Genomic DNA, 19,922 nt, shown 5'->3' with positions numbered 1-19,922 from the left:
GCCAGGCACGACCCCGTGGCCACGAGACGAACCGCCCTCCATCCCTGCGGAGAGCGACAACCCTCTCGTGGCCACGGGCACCACGACTCCTTCCCCCTACGAAAGGAACGCCCGAGATGGAAGGGCGATCAGAGTTCGATCGGTGGTTCGGCCGGGCCAGGACCCTGGTACTCCAGCCGACCACGCTGTGCAACCTCGACTGCCGCTACTGCTATCTGCCGCACCGGCGCCTCCGCAGCGAGATGTCCCCCGAGGTCGCCCAGGCCGTCGCCGACTCGGCGGCGGAGCTGGCCGATCCTGGTAACCCGCTGGACATCGTGTGGCACGGCGGGGAGCCTCTCGCCCTGGGCCGGAGCAAGTTCACCGCGCTGCTCGCGCCGTTCGAGGGCCTGCGTCAGGCGGGACGGATTCAGCACAGCGTGCAGACCAACGCCACCCTCATCGACGACGAGTGGTGCGATCTGCTCGCCCGCTACCAGGTCCGTGTCGGCGTCAGCATCGACGGCCCGGCGGCACTGAACGCCCGGCGGGTTGATCTGCGCGGCCAGCCCGCCTTCGCCCGGATCGTGCGCGGCATCCGCCGCCTGCGTGACCGCGGCATCCGCTTCAGCGTGATCGCCGTCGTGGGGACCGAGGGCATGGAGTGGCCCGAAGCCCTCCTGGACTTCCTCGCGGACCTGGGGCCGCACACCGTCGGCCTGAACGTGGAGGAGATGGAAGGCGTCAACGATCGACAGTGCGGGATCACCCGGGACCAGGCCGAGCGGTTCTGGCAACGGGTCCTGGACTGGCGCAGGACCCATAGCGGAGGGCCCGCACTGCGGGAGCTTGAACGGGTCACCGACTATCTGCACCTCGCCCGCAGCGGGCAGCGCGACGAGTGGTGCAGACACGGCCTCGACCCGATTCCGACAGTGTCGGTCGACGGGGACGTGGTGCTGATGTCACCCGAGCTGGCGGGCATCAGCGACGACGCCTACGGCGACTTCCTCGCCGGGAACGTCCGCCATCAGACCATCGCCAGCATGTTGGCTCAGGCGCATCGGCTGCGCTACGTCGCCGAGTTCATGACCGGCCTGTCTCGCTGCCAGGCCGAATGCGAGTTCTTCGCCTTCTGCCGCGGCGCCCAGGCGGGCAACCGCTACTTCGAGCACGGCACCTTCACGGCCACGGAGACCGACTACTGCCGGCTCACCCGTCAAGCCCTCATCACCGCTCTGTACACCACAACCAAAAAGGAGATCGCGGCATGACCATGCTGGAGTACCTGACCACCACGGATGCGAAGGTGGTCGACGAGCTGATCGGTACCAGCACCCTTGAGAACCCCACTCCGATGCGAGCCGCCAAGTTCGACAACAAGCCGAGCTGGGACAACATGAAGAAGGGGGATTCGACAACAGGCCGAGCTGGGACAACTGGGGCAAGAAGAAGTAGCAGATGATCGCCGTGGGCGCGGTCTCCTCGCGCCCACGGCGGACCACGTATCTCCTCTATGGAAAGCAGGACGATGGACACACGCACCGTACGCCGGACGAGCGTCACGCTGCCCGACCTGGACGACGCCTACCTGGACGAGGTCGATTCGCTGGAGGACGAGCACGGCAAGCTGCGCGAGTTCAGATACGCCGATGCCCGACTGCGCGAGCTTTCCCTGTCGGAGACCCAGCTCATGGACGGGCGCGTCACCGGCCTCACCACCCAGCGTGCCCACCTGGACGAGCTGCGCCTGCACTCGGTCGAGTTCTCCGGCTGCGACCTGTCCGGCCTCCGCTGGGCGGACAGCAAGCTCTCCCGCGTCGTCTTCACCGACTGCCGGATGCTCGGCGCGGTGTGGGAGGAGACCACGTTCGATGACGTGGTCTTCGAGCGGTGCAAGTTCGATCTCGCCGCCTTCACTCGCGTACGCGCCACCGGGCCGGTCATCTTCTCCTCCTGCTCCCTGCGTGAAGCGAGGTTCTCCGCGGCCGACCTGAGCGGCGTGGCGTTCGACGAGTGCGACCTGCACCTGACCGAGTTCGACGGCGGCACCTATCGTGGCTGCGACCTGCGCGGCAACGACCTGTCCGGCCTTCGCGGAGTGAGCGCGCTCAAGAAGGTCATCGTCGATCGGCCGCAGCTCCAGGGCCTCGCCGAGGCGTTCGCGGCCGAGCTGGAGATCACCTTCGAGTAGGACCCCAGCCAGCTGCACGGGAGGCGAAGACATGGGCGTACGGCTGCTGTTCGACCGGTTCGACGACATCCAGGGGCGTATCGACATCGGGGACGTCCGGCAGGCAGGCGACACGCCGGGCTACGACGACGGCGCCGCCGTCGTCCCCCAGGAGAACTGGACAGCCCTCGGCGAGGAAGAGGCCGAACGACTCCGGCCCGACGCCGAAACGCCGCCCGGCATGACACTCGAACTGGTCAGCCAGGATCTGCCGGTCTTCGCCTCCGACGATCTGCAAGGCCGTGTGGACGCCGCAGCCGCTCTCGACCCGCTGAACGGCCGCTGGCCACGCAGACGACACGTCTACACGCGCAGCCCGGCCGGGCTGCTCACCTCCACCGAGGACACGGCGGTCGGCAGAAGGATCGGACTGCACGTGGACAACTGGGACCGGCTGCCGTATCCGGCCCGGCAGCACAGCCGCCGACGGCTGTGCATCAACTTCGGCCCGGGGATCCGCTACCTCCTGGTCGGTGACCGGGACGTCATGGAAATCTGCCGCGTCCTGGGCCGTGACCGGGAGCAGCACTGCCCGCACACCGATGACGTGCGCCGATACGTCGCCGACGGGCACCCTTTACGGTGCCTGCGCATCCGCCTGGAGCCCGGCCAGGGATACATCGCGCCGACCGAACTCGCGCCGCACGACGGCTCCACAAGTGGGGCCCAGAAGTGGTCACTCGCTGCCTTCTGGCTGGGGTGAAAAGGAAACAGGCCCCGGTCCTCTCAAGAGGACCGGGGCCGCAGGCGCGAACTGTGCGGTGACTACCGGCGCGGGTCTGAGCGCTCGGCGTTCGGCACGACATAGGTGACGCCAAGGGCGCCAAGCACGAACAAGCCGACCGTGACCCACTCCCCGGTCACGATGACGTTGTCGTCCATGGCGGTCACCAGTGCCCCCAGGCCGGCCGAGCCGGCAGCCACGATGGCCTTGGCCATGCTTCCTATTTTGATCATGTAACCCTCCTCAGAGGCAGGCCGCCCTCAAGCCGGGCGGAAATCCGGTCAGGCGTAGCGGTGCAGGATGCCCTTGAAAGCGGAGGCGGTCTCCAGCGTGACCGTGCCCGCGCTGGCGTGCCGGATGGTCACCCGGCCGCGGGTGGTCGCCGACAGCTTGAAGTGGCCGTTGATACTCGCCTCCGCTCGGCCGTCGGCGTCGGCGTAGACGGCCATGAGTCGGCCGTTCGGCCAGGCGTAGTCCACCAGGGAGCCGTCGGCCGCGTGCCGGGTGAAGCCGACCTCGACCTTCTCCCCAGGTGCCAGGCCGCGCAGCGCGATGAACGCCACCAGGTCGGCCCACACGTCCGTATCCGGCGCGATCGACTGGCCGCCGGCCGGATGCCAGCCCGCGGTGTCCCGGTACTCCCCGGTCCACCAGGGCTGATGGGTGATGTTCGGCTTGACGGTGGCCTCGGCGCTCAGGCCGAGCGAGACGACTTCGGGCACTTCTTCCTCCTCTGTGGGTGGTTCGGCGGGCGGGGTGGTCGTGGACGGGCGAGGCGCTCCGGCGCGGACCCAGGCGTACAGCGCATCGCCGGGGCAGCTCGTCGCGTAGCCGTCGCAGTGACCCTTGATCTCGGCCCCCGCATCGCCTTCGTCACGCAGCCACTCGATGGCGTCGCGGATGCCGTGCAGCATCGCCTCCGGCGGGGCGACGACGCCGGAGGTGCCGACCAGGCCGAGCACGGCGTAATGGCCGCCGTTCAGGCCGGGGCCATTCGCGGCCGGGACGCGGTGCAGGCCGCGGCCGATGAAGACCTTCCGGTGCCCGCAGACGACGGCCGAGTAGCCGATGTCCATCCAGCCGTTGCCGTCCATGTGACCGTTCTGGATGCCGCGCACCGCAGCCACGCACCGGTTGTGGTCGGTCAGGGTCGCCGGGTCCACGTGGCCCCCGGTGTAGTGGACCTTCACACCTCGGGTCGCGGCGAGCGCGGTGTAGGAGCCGCTCGGCGCGCGAGCACCCCACGCGGCACGGCTGATGAGGTCGATAGGCATGAGAGCCTCCTCTCAGATGCGGTAGGCCAGCTTGAACTCAGCAAGGGTGAGCTTCACCGGCTTGAGAGAGTTGTGCCGGACCATCAGACCGAGCGGCACGCCCGGGTGGACGAACATCCCCCAGGACTTCGCGATGAACTGGCCGCCCGGCGTGACCGGCCGGTCCTCGGTGCAGGTGGAATCCGGGACGTCGGCGAGGCCGAGCGGGTCACGGACGAACCGATCCCGCAGCTCCGTGTAGTCCCCGTCCTCCCAGTACAGGAGCGCGTACAGATCCGCCCACGCATCGTGCTGCGGCCAGATCAGGCCCGAGCGCGGATCGGGGTAGGCGGAGGTGACGTCGTCCGGCTGCACGGTGGCGTGCATACCGTGCGCGTCGTAGGACTCGGTGCCGTACGGGAACCGCACCAGGTAGTAGTCCGGGCCCGGCGGCACCGCCTGGGCGACGTCGACCTTCAGCGAGCACACGACATCAGGCACGCGGTCCTCCCTCGGTCAGCCGCCTTGCAGGCGGACGATCTCCGCTTTGGCGACGGCCAGGTCCGCGCGTAGCGTGGACACCTGCTCGGCGAGCGCCTGGATCTGCCGCTGTTGGTCGGCGACAGCCGAGCGCAGTTCCTTGTTCTCGGCCTTGGTCGCGTCCAGCTCGGTGCGGAGCATGCCGACGACGCTGCTGGCCGCTTCGACCGCGACGCTGTCGGATTGGCGGTCGAGCTGCCGCAACTCAGCGCGTCGCCGGGTGAAGGCGATAACGGCCTGCACGATGCCGCCCCCTACGGCGACCTGCGCGATCGCCACCAGTACGGCGGTCCAGTTCACGAGCCATCCGGGCGCGGGCGCAGGCGGGCGGCCATCCGGGCGCTGCGCATGATGTTCCTCGCTTTGAGCAGGCAGCCGATCGTCAGCGCCGCGGAGATGGTGCCGGCGGCCAGGCCATGCACGCCTAGGCCGACGGTCACGGTGATCGAGTAGAAGGCGTAGCCGCCGGTGAGCATCCACAGCCCGGGGATCTCGACCTCCGACCGATGCCGGTACAGGCCGACCAGCTTCAAGACGCCGCCGGCGGCGAACGCGCCACCCCACAGGTGCGCGACGATGTCAGCGCTGCCGCGCAGGCTGTTGGTCATGCCCTGGGAGACGTCGGCACCGAGGACCAGGCCCAGACCGCCGAGGACGACTGCGGCGCCGGCGGCCGTCGTGCCGAATGGGTTGTGCCGCATCTGGTTGCGCCAGTCGAGAGTCATCACGCCCTCCAGTTGAAGGTCGACCCGCCATGGAATGCGGGCACCTTGGCTAACCCGCCGGATCAGCGCTACGGGACCAGCTTGGTGATGCGCAGTAGCGACCCGGCCCTCATCCGGGTCGCCGTGGCGTTGGCCGTGGCCTGTGCCCAGCGCACGCGCAGCACGCCGCCGGAGCCCGCGGTGGTCAGCACGCCGCGCAGCGGGATCGCGATGTTGCTGCCGACTCCGATCATGCCGATGCTGGGAAGGTTCGTCAGACCTTGGGCGGTACGGCTGACCGCGTCGACACCGGTCGTGGCCGCGACCGCCAACCCGTCGGAGACCCAGTCGAAGGCGCAGCCAGCCGGACCGGTCCAGCCGAGCTGGAGGTCACCTCCGGTGGCGCCGTCGGCGATCAGGAAGGCGTCCACCCAGTATCGGCTGTTGGCCTCGACGGTCAGCATCAGTTCGGAGTCGAGGACCGGGGTGGCGGAGTTAGTGACCGACTGGTCGGAGGTCTTGACCACCCAGTCCTGCTGCATCATGTACCGGTCGAGGTCGGCAGCGGTGAGCACCGCGCCGGGCACCCAGTCCTTGAAGGCCACGGTCATCCTTCCGGGTCAGTAGGCAAGAGCGTTGGCGTCGAGCTGGCCGAGAGATGGATGGTCGAGCGTCACGAAGCTGCTGACCTTGGTCGCGCTCTGGAGCGTCCACGTGGTCCGCCAGCGCGCCTGTTTGATCTCGTGGACGATGCCGCGGATGAAGCAGTCGCGTACCACCGGATCGCCGCCGCCGGGCGGGCGCCGGATCACCGTGATGCGGTCGCCGATCTCTCTGCCGAGTACCTGGGGGAACAGCTCGGTCGGATTTCGCATCGGGTTGATCGTGATCTGCGCGAACCGCAGCTCCGGCTCGCGGGAGATGTGCAGGATCCAGGCGGCGTAGTCGCGGGCCTCGGCGTCGGTCTCCAGCAGCAGGTCGTCTCGCTCGAACGTGCGGGTGAAGAACTCCTCGCGGCTGGAGGTGTCCTCGGTCACCTGGACCGTGCCGCCCGCCCGGCCGATCCTGACTAGGTTGTAGAGCTGGGTCTTGTCGTTGCCCGCCTGCGGATCCTGGTACGGCAGCTCCCCGGCGGCCCGGTCGTCACCGAACGTCGCCTGACTGGTGTTGCTCCGACTGTCGGTCAGTAGCGCCCGCCGGTTGCGGAAGACCACCCGGCCGGCACCGTCCACGTACAGCTCGCCCAGCTCGGAGTCGGCGACGCGCTGAAGTTCGGCCAGGGCCTCACCTTCCAGGGTGGTGGCCTGCACGGTGGAGTCGCCCATGCTGATGAGCCGGTGGATCGGCGACCAGCCCGCCGAGTCGAGGATGCGGTGAATGCGCTGGCCGGTCGTCTCCCCGGCGCCGACCGCGGCCACGGCCGCGCGGCTGTTGTTGGCCAGGGCCTCGAAGGCGTCGAAGCACGGCACCGTCGTGACGCTCATGGTCGGGTGGTCCCAGGAGGGTTGCCAGTCGTCGGCGTACCCCCGGTACAGGTCGTAGGTGACCCCGGCCCAGGTGGCGCGGATCCGGATCGGTCGCATCGGCATGAGCTGCGTGCGCCCGGCCGCGACGTACGGGCCGCCGAGGTGGGTGGGGTCGAAGCGGCGGTCACGGTTGTCCAGCTCGATCGTGGCGGTGCCAGCCTCGTACTTGATCAGCGGGGACTCGACCCGGTTGGAGCCGCGGGTGATGGTCACCTCGCGGGTCCACCCGGCGTCCGACAGGTCCTCCCAGTTCTCGTCACCGGCCAGGGTGCCGGTATCGAGCAGGCCGAGCACGGCGTCGTCCAGGTGCAGCAGCGTGCCCGGCGGGTCGGTGACAGTGAACCCGGCCTCGACGACGACCTTGGGGAAGGCGTAGGTCACGGCTTCCTCCACGAGGCACCGCTGCCGCGCTCGAACTCCTTGATGGCGGCGACGATCTCCCGGCCGATCTCGGCACGGTTGGCGGTCGCGGCCACCCGCACGTTGATCGTGTAATGGTTGCCGCCGATGGCACGCATCTGCCGCTGGGTGAAGACGTACTCCGGGCGCCGGGTGCCGTTGTAGACCGGTGTCATCCCGGGCGGCAGTACGCCGCCGTCGTCGAACTGCCACGGAGGCATGCCCCACCACGCCGACCGCATCCCGGTCTCACGCACCCGGGCGCCGGTGTACGGCGCCTCCACGATCGTGCCGCGTTCAGTGGCCATGAACACGTGCCCCGAGTGCGGGAACCCGAGCGCGCCCGGCACCGGCTTGGGCACGCGCTTCACCCACGGGATCTGCGCGTACGTCGTCCGCGGGATGACCCGGCCCGTCGCCTTGTGCCAGGCGTACTGCATCAGCGACGAGCAGTCGAAGCCGCGGATCCCGGCGCCCTGCGCGAACCCGTAGCCGGGTCCGCCTGGACCGCCGCCGCCCCACGAGTACGGCACGCCGATCTGCGAGCGCGCCGCCGCGACCGCGCGCCGGCCCGGCCCGCCGATCTGCCCTTGGACCGGCACAAACGCCTTCAGGGCGCCACCCACCAGCGACCGGACCACGCCGGTCATCAACTGCCCGATGCCGGTCCCGCCGACCGCACTGGCCGTACCGGTGATCAACGGGTTGAGGGCGGCGCGGGCGGCGTTCATGAATCCCTCGACGAACCAGTTCTTCGCCTTGGCGAAGAACCCGCCGATCGCACCGACGATGCCGCCCCGCTCGAACCCCGGGATGCCGAGCCCGCCCGGGTCACCGGCGATGCCGAGTTCCTTGGCCACCGCCTTCGGCCCGCCGCGCCGGGCGGCGGCGTTGCCCCGGTGGATGAAATCGGCCCCCAGCGCACGGACGAACTCCGGCACCAAGATGCCCTCACCGCTGCGGGCCATGATGAGCCGGTCGTCGCGGCTGGAGTAACCGGGCAGGATGCCGCCAGCCGCGAAGCCCTTGATCTCGTCGAGCTGACCGAGGCCGACCTTGGAGGCCACCCAGTTCCACACCCGGCGGATTCCCTGGTTGTACACGGTGTTGACCACGAACGCGACCGGCTTGCGCGCGACCTCTTGGATCTTGCCCCAGAACCTGCCGATCGCTGCGACCCCGGCCTTGAAGGCGTTCGGCACGGTCACGGTGATGACCCGCGCCAACGTCGAGAAGATCGGTTGCAGCACGGTGTTCCACATCCACCGCCCGGCTGCGGCGACCGCGCGCAGCGCACCATCGACGATCGCCCGGAACGTGCTGCTCTTCTTGTAGGCCAGCACCAGGGCCGCGCCGATGGCGGTCAGCAGCGTGATGACGATCCCGATCGGGTTGGCGCGCATCGCCGCGTTGACCAGCCGGGTCGCCATCGCCAGAGCGCGGGAGGCGACGGCCGCTGCCTTCTGCGCCACGGTCATGGCCACCGTGCGCGTGGTGGCGATGGCGGCCTGGGCGGCGACCTTGCCCTTCTCCCACGCCAGCGCCGACAGGTTGGTCACCATGCTCGCGCTGGTCATGACGCCCCGGGAGACGGCGCCGCCAAAGGAGCGCACCGCGGCGCCGGCGCGGGCGGCGGCCGAGGCGTTCTCCCCCAGCGCCGCCCCGCCCCGAATCAAGCCGGATCCGAACTTGACCATCGCGCCACCAGCCGCGATGGCACCCGTGGACACGGTCGTGATCGTCTTGAACAGGAAGCTGAGCTTGCCGCCCAAGGCCACGGCGACGACGGAGAAGGCGAGGAGCTGCACGGCCACGCCGCGCACCGGGCCCGGCAACGCGGTCATGATCTTCAGGACGGCACCCAGCGGCCCGAGGAAGATGGGCAGCACTCCGACCACCGCACGCAGGATCTCCAGCAGCAGCCGGAACGCCTCGGTCATCCGGGCCTGGCCGCCGACTGACTGGGAGAAGGCCGCCATACGGGCGGTGATCTGCTCGATGGTGGTCAGGACGCCGTCACCGGAGCCCTTGGCGCTCTTGAATATCCCGCCGAGGAACCCAGCGAGGTTCTTACCGATGCGGCCGAGCTGAGCGAGGGTGTTGCCAGCTTTCGTGGCCCAGCCCGCCATCTGGGCCGCGCCCTCCTTGGACTTCAGGAACGCCGCCCCGGCCTTGGCGCCGCTGACCGCCCACTCGGCCATCCGCTTGACCAGTGGCATTCCTGCGGTGGCGAGCTTCAACACGATCGTCAGCAGCGGGCCGACCGCGCCGGTCAGCGTCTTGACGATGCCGGTGGTGCCTGTGAAGACCTTGCCGAGGTCCTTCTTGAACATCGGTGACTTGGCTGTCTTCAGGGCTTCCTTGGCCATGCCGTTCAGGGCGCCGGATACGCCGAGCATGCCCTTGCGCACGGTCGGCAGCAGACCGCGGCCGACCTTGCCCATGGGTGCGGCCAGTCCCTCGAACAACCTGTTCTGTACGGCCTGCTGGACGGGGTCGAACGCCTTCTTCAGGCCACCCGTCTCCTTGACGAAGGCGCGGGCGTTCGGCGACAACTTCTTCATCGCCTCGGCCAGCTTCTTGGCATCCCCCTCGGCCACGGCGCTCATAGCGTCACCCATGCCGACCAAGCCGACCTTGGCCACCCCGGTGGCGACCTTGACAGCGGCCAGCGCTGCGGGCAGGGCCACCACGGCGGCCGTCGCCGGGGCCAGGGCGACGCCGAGGGAGGTCGCCGCGCCGGCCAGGGACGCCAGGCCGGCGCCCTTGGCCGCCAGGCCGCTCACCCCGACGAGCCGCTTCTCGAACCGTGCGACCGCCCGTTCGGCCTTCTTGATGCCGCGCTCGGAAAAGTCGACCCCGAGCCGGATGAGGAGGTTACGAATCGTCGCCATCGTCGCCTCCCCCTTGCTCCCACTCGATCCGCTGTGTGTCCCAGCGCGGCATGAAGTCGGCGGCCTCGGGCGGCTCGCCCTTGGTCTCGGTGAGGCAGTTGGTGATGCGCTCGGCGATCAGCGCGGCGGCGGCGTCGATCCGCTCGCGCAGGTCGATCGGGCCGGTCAGCCGCTCGAACACCTGCCAGGCCGCCAGCTCACGTGCGCTGATCCGCGCGAGCAGTTCGGCGACGGTGCAGCCGAGGGCGAGCGCTAGTCGGTGGTGGGCGAGGCGCTCGGGCCGTCGTCGAAATCCTCGGTCAGCTCCTTGAGGTCGTCGTCGGTCAGGCCGTTGAGACGCTGGGCGACGTTGGCCAGGCGCTGGAGGGCGACGGCGCTCTTGCTGCTGAGCTTGAGCAGGTCCTTCGGCTCGAACAGCGGGCTGCCGTCCTCGTTGACGGCGCACCGGGAGACGAGTTTGGCCGTGGCATTGCGAAGGTTCGTCTTCTGCTGACCGTTGGAGGTCTGCACCACCAGGGACGCCTGGTACTCGTCCAGCTCGGCACCAGTCAGGCCCCGCAGACGGACCTCCCCGCCCCACTCAGGGACGGGCACGTCCTCCACGGGCAAGTCGTCGGCGGCAAGAATCTGTTCACGGCCGAGCAGCATGTCGATGTAGTCCTCTCTCGCGGATTCCAGGTGAGCGGCTAGACGCCGCAGATCGGCCCAGACGAGCCGCAGCAGCTCGCGCACTTAAGCGGGGACAGTGACGTCTTCGGCGGGTTCGGATGTGATGGCGAACTGGAACTGGATCACCGGCACGGCGTCCATTTCGAAGGGCTTGCTGACCGCGCCGACCTCGACCGGGAAGACATCCATCTTCCGGCCCGGGATGTCACCACCGCCGAAGCGCACGATGTTGCCCGTGCTGCCGCGCGGCATGAGCGTGCGGGCGTCGCTGCCGGACGGATCGGCGTACATCGTCAGACTGGAGTCCTCGGCCTCGATGTCGGCCGCCACCTTGGAGACGAAGCGGCTGTTGACGTCGGGCGCGTTCTCGAAGTTGGAGCTGGTGGTCCAGCCGTCATAGCCGGCGACCTCACCGGACAGATCGACCCCGGCGTTCAACTCCGCCCGAGTGGGCGCGTTGATGTTGGCGATGGTGGGCACCCAGTACCACTTGAGCTTGCCCTTCGGCCAGTACCGGGTGACCTTCGCGATCGGCGTGGCGGCCATCTACTCGCCCTCCTTCGTGCTTGCGCGCCGACGCCGCGGCGACTCGGTGGTGGCGTGCGAAAGCCCCGGGGTCTCCGGGGCTTCGGTGTCCTGCTCGGGTGCGGCCTGGCCGTCGGGCGGCGGATCGGCCGAGGCCGCAGTCGGCGGCTCTTCAACGGACTCGACGGCCGACTCCCAGCCGGAACGCTGGTAGTGGCTCAGCGCCGAGGCAGGGACCTCGATCACCCGGCCGCCGCCGTCAATCCGCGGGTTGCGGATGCGGATCATCTCCAGCTCTGCCATGCCCGCCTCCTACGACGCCGCGCCGATGATGACCACGTCATAGGTGGCCGCCGTCGCGCCGCTGTTGACCATGTCGAGCAGGTCGCCCGTACCGGCCGTCACCGGCACGCCAGCCGCGCTCGGGTCGAACCACAGGAAGACGCCGCCGGGCTTGACCGGTAGATAGGCGGCGGCACTCAACAACGGCACGGCGTTGCTGGCGGGCCGGGTGACGCGCACCTCTGTGACGTTCGCCAGCGCGGCGGCCACCAGCACCGCCTTGATCCGGGCGAAGGTCAGGGCGGCCCCGAACGGGTCGGTCAGGCTGCCGGCCAAGTCGATGCTGTCGGTCGCCGACGGCCCGACGGTGCGGGTGTCGGACCAGAGCCGGTTCGCCTGGCCCGCCCCGGCGCCGTCGGTGAGGTTGAGCTGCCGGGCGAACGACAGTGGCGCCGACACCGTGGTTAGGTCCAGCGAGTTGGTCAGGTTGGCGGCGAGCTGGACCAGCAGCCGCGAGTCAAGGGGCATAGGGTCGTCCTCTCATCGGAAGCCGTGCCGCCGGGCGGCGGCATCCACGGCGGCGGCCACGTCGCGGTCGATCTGCTGCCACTCGGCCGCGGCGGCGGGGAAGAAGAAGGGGCGGGCACGCTGCGTCACCCAGCGCTTGCGGTCGCCGAACATCGGGTGACGGAAGCTGCCGGGCTTGCCGAGGTTCTCCAGCGGCCTTGCGTGCGGCGCCAGGTTCTTGTTGACCGACAGGGCCACGCCGGGCCGTCGCTTGGCGAATGAGACCTGGAGCCGGATCGCCCGCGGGATGCGCCGTGACCAGGAGGCGTTGCCCTGCGCCCGGGTACGCGCCCGGGTGCCGGCCCGGCGCAGCGCGGGCCGCAGTTCCTTGCGCACCGCGTCAGGCAGCTTGCCCAGATCACGGATCAGCCCGCGCAGATCGTCGGCGCCGGTCGGCTGCTGCTTCGCCATCAGTACGTCCAGGCGTCCACGCTGATCACGAACCGGACGATGGCCTGGGCGCCTTGCTTCGTCTGCTCTTGGGCCAGGTCCTCGGTGGTGAGCTGCGTTCGCCCGCACACCCCGCCGAGGGTCGGGTCGGTGGCCAGCTCGCTGGCCAGAGCGCTGACCATCTCGTAGACCCGCGCCCGTACGGCGGCGGCGTCGGTCTCGCCGCGCAGTACGGCGGCCAGGCAGGTGATCTCGTAGGACTCGCGGTCAGGGTCCAGCGTCACCTGTTCGCGGGTGCGGATGTTCTCCACGGACGTCTCGCCGGGCTCCCCGGTGAAGCCGACGCAGACGATCTCCTGCTCGGCCGCCAGCGGCTGGCCGTCGACCACCTGCACACCGGGCAGTACCCGGCGGGCCGCGGCCACCAAGGCGTCCAGGACGGCCGGGATGGTGCTCACGCTCTGCGGCATAGCGCGGATTCCCCCACTCGTTCCGGGGTCAGGTTGAACCTGACCTCTGGCCGGTCAGGTTCAGCCTGACCTCGAAATCCCTCACGGGCCTGGCCTCATGCGATGCCAGGCACCTGCTCGCCCAGCAGCTCCAGCGCCCGGCGTGGCACGGCGAACCCCGCCCGCGGATCCCATACCTCGTCATCACTGCCGAGCCGCGGGGCCACGGTTCCGCGCTGGGTCTCCCACAGGTGAGCGATGATGATGAGCGCGGCCAGGCGGACGTTCGCCGACACCGACGTACGGCCCGCGGTATAGGTCACCCGCACCGGCCCGGAGATCCACCTGCCGTCGAGGCGCCGGACCACGCCGGTCGCGCGGGCGTCGGCCAGCTCGTCCACCGCTTGGTCCAGCACGCCCGGTCGCGCCCCTGTGATCGCGGTGACGGCCAGCACCGGGGTGTGCTGGAGCACGAGACCGTAGCCGTCCGGGTGGTCCTCGGTGTAGGTCTGGCGGGTCACCGCCCCGGCGTGACGTTCGATGACGGGCGTCACCGCGCGAATCACCTCGGCCAGCTCTCCGTCGTCGGCCGAAGTGGTGATGTTCAGGTGCTTCTTCGCCTCGGCCAGGGAGACGATCCCGGCATCCCACATCGGCGCGACGTCGAACGGTTCCTCGGTCGCACCCGCCGGGCCGGTGGTGGTCCACCGGGCGATGTGCCGCCCGGCCTGAGATGAGACGTAGTCGTAGTGGTAGAGCCCCACACCGTCCGCGGGCGGGGTCAGCGGACCGGCGGTCGTGCCGTCCGGCAGCCGGATCGTCAGCTCGACCGAGGCCGGGGTGACGAGCTGGCCGCCGGAGCGGATCTCCGTGGTCAGCCGGACCGGCGCCCCGAAGGCGTACGTCATCGCCTACTCGCGGCGACCGCGCCGGGCGGCGCGCTGGAGCGGCCGGGACTCGGCTGCGTTCTCCGGCTCCGGAGCGCGCGGAGTCTCCCGCTGCTCCTGCCCCTCCTCGATGTCCGCGCCCAGGCGCCGCAGCTCGGCGGCCACCTGCTCGGCCCGGTCGCCCAGGCCGCGCGCCAGGTAGCCGGCGTGCTCCCGGCGCAGGGCCGCGACCTGGGCCTCCTCGGGCGTGGGCACCTCGATGTAGTCGGTGCCGCCGGTCCGCACCGAGCGGACCGGCACCTGCTCCGGCATGCCCTACTCCTTCTTGGCGTCCGCGGGCTTGGTGGCCCGGGTCCGGCGAGCTGCGGGCTTGGTCTGCTCACCGTCGCCCTCGGCCGCCTCGTCGGCCTTCTCCTCGGTCTTCTCTTCGATCCACTCGGTCAGGTGCTCCTCGGCCTGCTCGGTGGTCGTGCCGTCGTAGGTCTCCGCCCGCTCGACGGCCTTGTCCCGCTCGGCCTGCACGTCCGGCCCCGGGGTCGCCAGCGGAGCACCGTGGACGATGCTGCCCGCCGCCGCCCGGTCGGCCGCCGCCCTGCGGTTGTCTTCGAGCTGCTGCACGCTCTGCGGGGTGCCGTCGGGGTGGACGTAGCCCTCCTCGCCCGGCTTCGGCCACGAGCTGTCGGCCTGCTGCTCCTCGGCCTTCTCCGGGGTCGGCTGCACGCCGTCGATCTCAGCCATGAGTGATGCCTCCAAACAGATGGATGTGCGGGATCGGCCGAGCGGAGCACGCGGCCCCGCCCGGTCCGGTGGCCTACTAGAACGTCGGGGTAACCAAACCCGTACCGCTGATCACGCTGATCGACTTCGCGTAGCGTTCGCTGTGCAGCGCCACGTAGTTGTAGAAGCGCAGCAGCACGGACAGCTCGGCAGCCTTCGTCTCCCGGAAGGTCTCGCTGCGCGGGGTGCCCTCGAACAGGATCACGTCGGAACTGCGCGCGACGATGATCCGGTCCTCGTTGGTCGCGGCACCGAGGTTGATCGGGATGTTCGGGTCCACGAAGACGGGCAGACCCTGCATCGACCCGACGAACCCCTCCGAGTTGATCGTGCCGACGGCGGCGATCACGTTCTGCGGCGCATTGGCTGCCGGAGTCACCAGCGGCCGGCCCGCGGAGTCCAGCGCGCTCAGCAACATGGCCCAGCGGCGCGGGTGCATGAAGATCACATCCGGCGGCATGAACCGGCCGGTGTGGATCTGCTGGATCGCGTCGGCGACCTTGGCGTACAGCTCGCCCGCCGTGGGGCTCGCGTCCGTGTAGGTGACGGCGTTGGCGCCGGACACGTTGAGCAGGCCGCGCTTCCCGGCGGCGTTGTTCGTGAGAACGAAGACGTCGGCCTTGATGGCGTAGTCCGCGGCCAGGTCCGCCAGGAGGACATCGTCCATGTTGATCGGGCTCTGCTCGATGAGCTGGAGCGAGACGACCTGCTGACCGGCGATCGTGGCCACCGCGGCTGTCACGGCGTTGGTCGTGGCGTCGGTGTTCTGGATCGCGGTGTTCTGCGTCGCCTGCTCGGCGACCGCCGTACCGGTCGCCAGGCGCGGCAGGTTGATGGAGTCGGTACCCGCCGGCAGGGGCATCGACCGCAGCCGGTTGGCCACCACCCGCGAGGCGCGGGCCAGGCCCACCCACTCGTCCATCATCCATGCCGGTGGGACGAACTCGCCGCCAGCGCCATCGGTGGTGCTGAGCGCCCTCTTCTCCAGCTCGGCCTTCACCTCGCGGTCGTTGCGGGCCAGCCGCTCGATCGCGTCGCGGGAGCCGTGGAGCTGGGCGCGCACCAGGTCCCGGAAGTAGGAGGCCGTGCCGCCGCGGCGGTAGGTCTCCGGCTCGGCGGTGACCTGCACGCCGGAGGCGCGCTCCCGGGCTTCGCCGGTCTGGCCGTACTGGGCGGTCAGTTCGGCGGCGCGGGCCTCGCGACGCTCGTCCTCCTCCAGCTCGGCGATGCGCTCGCGGCGCTGCTCGATCTCGTCGTCCTTGGCCTTGATCGCGTCGCGCTTCTGCTCGAACGCGGCGGCCTCTTCGTCGTTGAGGTCGCGCTGCTCAGCCCGGGGAGCCGTCAGGACGGCGTCCAGCTCGGTCTTCAGCGCGGCCCTCTCCTCCAGCAGCTTCGCGAGCTGCTGGCGCAGGAACTCCAGCACGGAGCCCTCCTTCGGTGAGATGGGTCGTGCCGTCGTCCGTCCGGGTGGTGGCCAGGTGGTGGCGACCTGCGGGCATGCCGCAGGACGCTCCGGCGTGGCTCCGGCGCGTCAGGGGTCAGGCGGGATCAGCCGAGGACTGCGGCCTCGGCCTCGAACAGCGACAGCGGGTTGCGTCGCTGGGTCTCAGGTACGGGGGGAGCGACCGGGGCAGGCGGGGCGGGAGGCGCGAGCCGCTGGCCAAGCCGCTCATACAGGGCGCGGGCCTGCTCGTCGCCCATCCGGTCGAGGTCCAGGCCGCGCAGCGCCACCGACGTGGCCGGGTTGGCGCCGAAGTTGACCACCGAGACGTCGCCGCGGTGCAGGCTGTACTCGATGATGTCGCGCTGCATGTAGTCCGGGCTCCACTGCTGGCGGGTCACCCGGAACGCGAACGACATCTCATCGACGTTGCCGTCCTCGATGGCCAGCACCATGTCCCGGATGTCGCCGCGGGCGGTGTTGACGTCGGCCGCCAGGTGCAGGCCCTGCGGTTCCTCGGCCAGGCGCAGCGTCCCGGCGCGGGTGTAGGCCATGCTCAGTCCACCGTGGTTGAGCAGGAGCTGCGTCTGTGGGTTCTCGCTGAGGGTCTTGGTACCGGCGCCCTCGCGGACCACCTCGTCATAGGCGCCGAAGGGGTCCCACATCTCGTAGGTCTGCTCGTACACCGTGGCGTAGCCGGTGATCTCCACGAGCGCTCCGGCCTTGCCGCGGACTTCGAGCTGGACGGGGTAGGCGCGACGCTCGCGCCCGCCGGTCTTCGCGCGTTCAGCGAGGTTCATCTACTCCTCCTGGCTGGTGCTGTCCGACGCACCCGAGCCGCCGACCGGCGGGAGCGTGGTGAACTGGGTGATCTGCTCAGGGGTGAGGGGCGGCCGGTCCTCCAGCTCCCTCGCTTCGTCAGGCGTGCCGAACCGGTTGCGAATCGCGATCTGGTAGGCGCGGTAGCGGGTGAGCAGGTCCGTGCGCAGCAGGGCGTTTCTGTTGATCTTCACGTACTGGGGTCGCGGCAGCAGCTCAGTCAGCACCCGCTCCAGCCGGGTCAGCCACGGGTCGAGGGCGTAGATCAGCAGGTGCAGCGATCGGGATTCCACGTTGGAGTAGGTCATGCTCCCGCCGGACTCGTAACCCAGGACTTCGGCCAGGCCCGGCCCGAAGATCCGGGCGCACTCCGCTGAGGTGAACTGATTGGTCTCCAGGAACTGCGACTCACCGGGCGCGATCTGGATGGCCTTGTACTGCCATCCCGCCCCCAGTACGACGGGCTCGCGCTTGCCACGGATTGCCGCGATGAACCGCTGCTTGGCGGTCGTCGCCTGCTCCTGGTCCAGGTTCTTGTCACTCGACAAGATGGCGCTCGGGTGCGCGCCTTCCTCGAACCAGGAGGCTCCGAAGCGCAGCGCTGCGATGCCCACGCCGATGGTCAGCGCGTGATGCTCGATCGGGCTCAGGCCCTTCAGCCGACCGGGCACCGGGTAGACGCGCTTGTGCCACACCTGGTCCTTTGGGACCTCCTTGCCGTCGATCCGGTACCGGGGCTTGCCCTCCTGGTCCTTCCAGGCCGCGACCTCGTCCGGGTGCTGCAAGAGAATCTGCGTCGCGGTGCCCATCCGCGGGTCACGTTCACCGATCAGCCCGATGCCGTTGCCACGCAGCAGCCAGGAATACATGAGCTGCCAGATCCAGTCCTCCAGGCCAGTGCCGTCCCCGGCCGGGTCGTTCATCCACCGAGGCTTGGGCCGCTCGCGCTTGTCCGGTCCGGTGCCCGAGTAGACGTCGATCGGCAGCATGGACGCGGTGCCGGCCAGCAGGGTGACGGAACTCCAGACCGCGACCTTCTGAAGCGAGGCTTCAGTGCGGTGCAGGTCCACCCGTGCGTAGCTGGTGCTCAACGCACTGTTCGGCGGGATCGGCGGGTCGGACGACTCCCGGCGCTCGATCGGCGCCGCGCGCCGGGCCGTCCCGAACAGCAGACTCACGGCTCGCTCCGATCGGTGCGGATCTGCTCCCACGCCCGGTCGACCAGCAGCAGCCCGCCAGCCGTCATCCATCCGGCCGGCGGCCAGGCCAGCCACGCGCCGTAAGCCATCAGCGCCAGACCGGCCAGGCCAGGCAGCACCGTGGCCAGCCAGCGCAGCGCCGTACCGGCCGCGCCCGCCAGATCCGCCGTGAGTGAGGAGCGCGCCATCGTCCTCCTCACCAGATGTTGTTCATGGGGTCGGTGTCGTCGAGCAGGTGCGCCCGGGTCGCGTGTCCCCAGCGGGCCAGCGTCACCGCGACCAACGGGGAGATGTCCACGCTGGCGCCACGGCGGGTCCAGGCCCACAGGTCCGCCAGGTCCCGCTTCACCGCTCCGGCCAGCGCCGCGTTCAGTGGCGCCTGGTCGAGGTGGCGCAACGTCGATGTCCAGTCCTCCGCGGCGTTCGCGGGCGGCACCACCGCGTCATAGAAGGACCCGCACGCCTGGGCGTATTCGCGCGCCGAGGGCTTGACCACCTCCATCCCCGCGGCCTCCAACGGTGCGATCAGGCTTCCGGCCGGGCCGGCGCCGTCGACCACCACCGCGCACGGCCGCCAGCGCCGCACGAGCTCCAGCGTGCGGGCGACCATCCACCCCGTGCCGGGGTGGTGTTCGACGACCTCGACGTGGTCCAGGCCGTCGGCCCGCCGTCCGGCCACGCCGATCGCGCCCATGCTCCGGTCCGGGGTCGCGTCCAGGGCGAAGGCCACCGGGTCGGCCAGCTTCGAGGCCGGATCGGCGACCGCGCTCCAGGCGTCCTGGGGAATCACCGACCAGTCCGGGATCAGCGACTCGACCCGCTGACACAGCACCTCGGTTCGGAAGATCGCCTCCGGGTCCGTCGCCAGCGCGGACGCGATGGCCTCCTCGCTGATCGTGTAGCCCAACGACGGGTTGGCCTGCGCCCAGGCGGCACGATCCTGGAGACGGCACGCCGCGGTGTGCTTGCCGCTCGGCCGTCCGCAGGTGCATTTCACCTCGTCCGGGGCCGACCACTCGAACAGGCCCATCGTTGGGTCGAGGGCAGGGTCGTCGGCGATCAGACGGGCCGCGTCCAGCAGCTCGTTCAGGACAACGCTCTTGTCGTCACCCGCGTTGGTGTAGGCCCACACCTGTGGGTTCGGCCGGGCCATCGTGGTCTTGGTGACCGCGCCCCAGGAGTCCCACGTCTGGTGCTCGCGCAGCTCGTCGAGGTTGACGTCGTCGGCCGACAGGCTACGGCCGCCGCGGCGGGAGGCGGCGGCGACCTTCCATCGGGAGCCGTTGGCCAGCCGCAGAGCCTTCTTGCCATTCGTCTGATCGACGTGCTCGATCTCAGCGGCGAGTTCCGGTGTTCCCTTGACGATCTCGACCGCGTTGTTCCACGACTCCTCGGAGTACTCCAGCTTCTGCGCGGTACCGAGCACCAGCGGAACCTGGAGCACGAACATCTTCCACAGGTTCTTGACCTCGACGATCGTGGTCTTGCCGTTCTGCCGCGCGACCAGGACGAGCACCGTGCGGAACCGGAACCGGCCGTCGGGCCGCAGCTCCAGCGCGTGGATCAGCAGCCAGCGCTGCCACGGGATCGGCCGGACACCGATGACGTCCTGGCCGAAGTTCACCGCAGAGAATCCGCGCGAGGTCGCCGGTGTCAGGGCGCATC

At 69.9% G+C, this 19,922-nt stretch carries 27 protein-coding genes; 4 read left to right on the top strand and 23 right to left on the bottom strand.

The window, feature by feature from the left end:
- Positions 1–116: 116 nt before the first annotated feature.
- From amcB to F4562_RS16825, 4 genes are all read left to right on the top strand, one after another.
- Complete coding sequence (amcB, locus tag F4562_RS16840) at positions 117–1,253, top strand: cyclophane-forming radical SAM peptide maturase AmcB (protein ID WP_184547485.1); 1,137 nt, start codon at positions 117–119, stop codon at positions 1,251–1,253.
- A complete protein-coding gene (locus tag F4562_RS16835) occupies positions 1,250–1,444 on the top strand; it encodes a hypothetical protein (protein WP_184547718.1) in 195 nt (64 codons plus the stop codon). The genes amcB and F4562_RS16835 overlap by 4 nt, the downstream gene beginning before the upstream one ends.
- 66 nt (positions 1,445–1,510) lie before the next feature.
- Positions 1,511–2,173, top strand: coding sequence for a pentapeptide repeat-containing protein (locus F4562_RS16830; RefSeq protein ID WP_184547487.1), 663 nt, complete (start codon positions 1,511–1,513; stop codon positions 2,171–2,173).
- Positions 2,174–2,204: 31 nt separating this feature from the next.
- Positions 2,205–2,915 (top strand): hypothetical protein, encoded by a 711-nt coding sequence (locus F4562_RS16825; RefSeq protein ID WP_184547489.1) that lies wholly within the window; start codon positions 2,205–2,207, stop codon positions 2,913–2,915.
- A gap of 62 nt (positions 2,916–2,977) precedes the next feature.
- On the opposite strand, the gene F4562_RS16820 is transcribed toward F4562_RS16825, so the two are convergent.
- The 23 genes from F4562_RS16820 to F4562_RS16710 form a co-directional block, all read right to left on the bottom strand.
- Positions 2,978–3,151: a hypothetical protein gene (locus tag F4562_RS16820; protein WP_221207831.1), complete on the bottom strand. Its 174-nt coding sequence runs from the start codon at positions 3,149–3,151 to the stop codon at positions 2,978–2,980.
- A gap of 66 nt (positions 3,152–3,217) precedes the next feature.
- Positions 3,218–4,210, bottom strand: coding sequence for a peptidoglycan recognition protein family protein (locus F4562_RS16815; RefSeq protein ID WP_184547491.1), 993 nt, complete (start codon positions 4,208–4,210; stop codon positions 3,218–3,220).
- A 12-nt stretch (positions 4,211–4,222) separates the two neighbouring features.
- Entirely contained in the window at positions 4,223–4,690 is a 468-nt protein-coding gene (locus F4562_RS16810) for a hypothetical protein (protein ID WP_184547493.1), read from the bottom strand.
- Between the two features lie 15 nt (positions 4,691–4,705).
- Positions 4,706–5,029 (bottom strand): hypothetical protein, encoded by a 324-nt coding sequence (locus tag F4562_RS16805; protein WP_184547495.1) that lies wholly within the window; start codon positions 5,027–5,029, stop codon positions 4,706–4,708.
- Positions 5,026–5,454 carry a hypothetical protein gene (locus F4562_RS16800; protein ID WP_184547497.1) on the bottom strand — a complete coding sequence of 143 codons (429 nt, stop codon included), beginning with the start codon at positions 5,452–5,454 and terminating at the stop codon, positions 5,026–5,028. The genes F4562_RS16805 and F4562_RS16800 overlap by 4 nt, the downstream gene beginning before the upstream one ends.
- Before the next feature lie 68 nt (positions 5,455–5,522).
- A complete protein-coding gene (locus tag F4562_RS16795; RefSeq protein WP_184547499.1) occupies positions 5,523–6,038 on the bottom strand; it encodes a hypothetical protein in 516 nt (171 codons plus the stop codon).
- A 15-nt stretch (positions 6,039–6,053) separates the two neighbouring features.
- Positions 6,054–7,340 carry a hypothetical protein gene (locus tag F4562_RS16790; RefSeq protein WP_184547501.1) on the bottom strand — a complete coding sequence of 429 codons (1,287 nt, stop codon included), beginning with the start codon at positions 7,338–7,340 and terminating at the stop codon, positions 6,054–6,056.
- The gene (locus F4562_RS35010) at positions 7,337–10,252 is read right to left on the bottom strand and encodes an NlpC/P60 family protein (protein WP_184547503.1); all 2,916 of its coding nucleotides are present in this window, start codon (positions 10,250–10,252) and stop codon (positions 7,337–7,339) included. Before F4562_RS35010 ends, F4562_RS16790 begins: the two co-directional genes overlap by 4 nt.
- Entirely contained in the window at positions 10,236–10,448 is a 213-nt protein-coding gene (locus F4562_RS16780; RefSeq protein WP_446697323.1) for a phage tail assembly protein T, read from the bottom strand. Before F4562_RS16780 ends, F4562_RS35010 begins: the two co-directional genes overlap by 17 nt.
- Positions 10,449–10,504: 56 nt before the next feature.
- Complete coding sequence (locus tag F4562_RS16775; RefSeq protein WP_311734265.1) at positions 10,505–10,984, bottom strand: hypothetical protein; 480 nt, start codon at positions 10,982–10,984, stop codon at positions 10,505–10,507.
- On the bottom strand, positions 10,985–11,467 hold the full coding sequence (locus F4562_RS16770) for a phage tail tube protein (protein WP_184547507.1): 483 nt from the start codon (positions 11,465–11,467) through the stop codon (positions 10,985–10,987).
- Positions 11,468–11,749 carry a hypothetical protein gene (locus F4562_RS16765; protein ID WP_184547509.1) on the bottom strand — a complete coding sequence of 94 codons (282 nt, stop codon included), beginning with the start codon at positions 11,747–11,749 and terminating at the stop codon, positions 11,468–11,470.
- Positions 11,750–11,758: 9 nt separating this feature from the next.
- Positions 11,759–12,256, bottom strand: coding sequence for a hypothetical protein (locus tag F4562_RS16760; RefSeq protein WP_184547511.1), 498 nt, complete (start codon positions 12,254–12,256; stop codon positions 11,759–11,761).
- A gap of 12 nt (positions 12,257–12,268) precedes the next feature.
- Positions 12,269–12,706, bottom strand: coding sequence for an HK97 gp10 family phage protein (locus F4562_RS16755; RefSeq protein WP_184547513.1), 438 nt, complete (start codon positions 12,704–12,706; stop codon positions 12,269–12,271).
- On the bottom strand, positions 12,706–13,143 hold the full coding sequence (locus F4562_RS16750; protein WP_184547515.1) for a hypothetical protein: 438 nt from the start codon (positions 13,141–13,143) through the stop codon (positions 12,706–12,708). Before F4562_RS16750 ends, F4562_RS16755 begins: the two co-directional genes overlap by 1 nt.
- Positions 13,144–13,250: 107 nt before the next feature.
- Positions 13,251–14,042: a head-tail connector protein gene (locus F4562_RS16745; protein WP_184547517.1), complete on the bottom strand. Its 792-nt coding sequence runs from the start codon at positions 14,040–14,042 to the stop codon at positions 13,251–13,253.
- A gap of 3 nt (positions 14,043–14,045) precedes the next feature.
- Positions 14,046–14,333 (bottom strand): hypothetical protein, encoded by a 288-nt coding sequence (locus tag F4562_RS16740; RefSeq protein WP_184547519.1) that lies wholly within the window; start codon positions 14,331–14,333, stop codon positions 14,046–14,048.
- 3 nt (positions 14,334–14,336) lie between these two features.
- Positions 14,337–14,759, bottom strand: a complete 423-nt coding sequence (locus F4562_RS16735; protein ID WP_184547521.1) for a hypothetical protein — start codon at positions 14,757–14,759, stop codon at positions 14,337–14,339.
- A 76-nt stretch (positions 14,760–14,835) separates the two neighbouring features.
- On the bottom strand, positions 14,836–16,221 hold the full coding sequence (locus F4562_RS16730; protein WP_221207832.1) for a phage major capsid protein: 1,386 nt from the start codon (positions 16,219–16,221) through the stop codon (positions 14,836–14,838).
- A 125-nt stretch (positions 16,222–16,346) separates the two neighbouring features.
- The gene (locus F4562_RS16725) at positions 16,347–17,039 is read right to left on the bottom strand and encodes an HK97 family phage prohead protease (RefSeq protein ID WP_184547523.1); all 693 of its coding nucleotides are present in this window, start codon (positions 17,037–17,039) and stop codon (positions 16,347–16,349) included.
- Entirely contained in the window at positions 17,040–18,236 is a 1,197-nt protein-coding gene (locus F4562_RS16720; RefSeq protein ID WP_184547525.1) for a phage portal protein, read from the bottom strand.
- Positions 18,233–18,445 carry a hypothetical protein gene (locus tag F4562_RS16715; RefSeq protein ID WP_184547527.1) on the bottom strand — a complete coding sequence of 71 codons (213 nt, stop codon included), beginning with the start codon at positions 18,443–18,445 and terminating at the stop codon, positions 18,233–18,235. The genes F4562_RS16720 and F4562_RS16715 overlap by 4 nt, the downstream gene beginning before the upstream one ends.
- 8 nt (positions 18,446–18,453) lie before the next feature.
- A complete protein-coding gene (locus F4562_RS16710; protein WP_184547529.1) occupies positions 18,454–19,881 on the bottom strand; it encodes a terminase large subunit domain-containing protein in 1,428 nt (475 codons plus the stop codon).
- Positions 19,882–19,922 lie beyond the last annotated feature (41 nt).

This window comes from Streptosporangium becharense (assembly GCF_014204985.1).
Classification (GTDB): domain Bacteria; phylum Actinomycetota; class Actinomycetes; order Streptosporangiales; family Streptosporangiaceae; genus Streptosporangium; species Streptosporangium becharense.
The sequence above is the reverse complement of the archived record's forward strand: the minus strand, read 5'-3'. Positions and strand labels throughout refer to the sequence as shown.

Coding starts and splice junctions, on each gene's coding strand:
- F4562_RS16830 (WP_184547487.1), top strand. CDS start 1,511: ATGGACACACGCACCGTACGCCGGACGAGCGTCACGCTGCCCGACCTG.
- F4562_RS16835 (WP_184547718.1), top strand. CDS start 1,250: ATGACCATGCTGGAGTACCTGACCACCACGGATGCGAAGGTGGTCGAC.
- F4562_RS16760 (WP_184547511.1), bottom strand. CDS start 12,256: ATGCCCCTTGACTCGCGGCTGCTGGTCCAGCTCGCCGCCAACCTGACC.
- F4562_RS16715 (WP_184547527.1), bottom strand. CDS start 18,445: ATGGCGCGCTCCTCACTCACGGCGGATCTGGCGGGCGCGGCCGGTACG.
- F4562_RS16800 (WP_184547497.1), bottom strand. CDS start 5,454: ATGACTCTCGACTGGCGCAACCAGATGCGGCACAACCCATTCGGCACG.
- F4562_RS16725 (WP_184547523.1), bottom strand. CDS start 17,039: ATGAACCTCGCTGAACGCGCGAAGACCGGCGGGCGCGAGCGTCGCGCC.
- F4562_RS16765 (WP_184547509.1), bottom strand. CDS start 11,749: ATGGCAGAGCTGGAGATGATCCGCATCCGCAACCCGCGGATTGACGGC.
- F4562_RS16770 (WP_184547507.1), bottom strand. CDS start 11,467: ATGGCCGCCACGCCGATCGCGAAGGTCACCCGGTACTGGCCGAAGGGC.
- amcB (WP_184547485.1), top strand. CDS start 117: ATGGAAGGGCGATCAGAGTTCGATCGGTGGTTCGGCCGGGCCAGGACC.
- F4562_RS16740 (WP_184547519.1), bottom strand. CDS start 14,333: ATGCCGGAGCAGGTGCCGGTCCGCTCGGTGCGGACCGGCGGCACCGAC.
- F4562_RS16815 (WP_184547491.1), bottom strand. CDS start 4,210: ATGCCTATCGACCTCATCAGCCGTGCCGCGTGGGGTGCTCGCGCGCCG.
- F4562_RS16820 (WP_221207831.1), bottom strand. CDS start 3,151: ATGGCCAAGGCCATCGTGGCTGCCGGCTCGGCCGGCCTGGGGGCACTG.
- F4562_RS16745 (WP_184547517.1), bottom strand. CDS start 14,042: ATGACGTACGCCTTCGGGGCGCCGGTCCGGCTGACCACGGAGATCCGC.
- F4562_RS16755 (WP_184547513.1), bottom strand. CDS start 12,706: ATGGCGAAGCAGCAGCCGACCGGCGCCGACGATCTGCGCGGGCTGATC.
- F4562_RS35010 (WP_184547503.1), bottom strand. CDS start 10,252: ATGGCGACGATTCGTAACCTCCTCATCCGGCTCGGGGTCGACTTTTCC.
- F4562_RS16735 (WP_184547521.1), bottom strand. CDS start 14,759: ATGGCTGAGATCGACGGCGTGCAGCCGACCCCGGAGAAGGCCGAGGAG.
- F4562_RS16825 (WP_184547489.1), top strand. CDS start 2,205: ATGGGCGTACGGCTGCTGTTCGACCGGTTCGACGACATCCAGGGGCGT.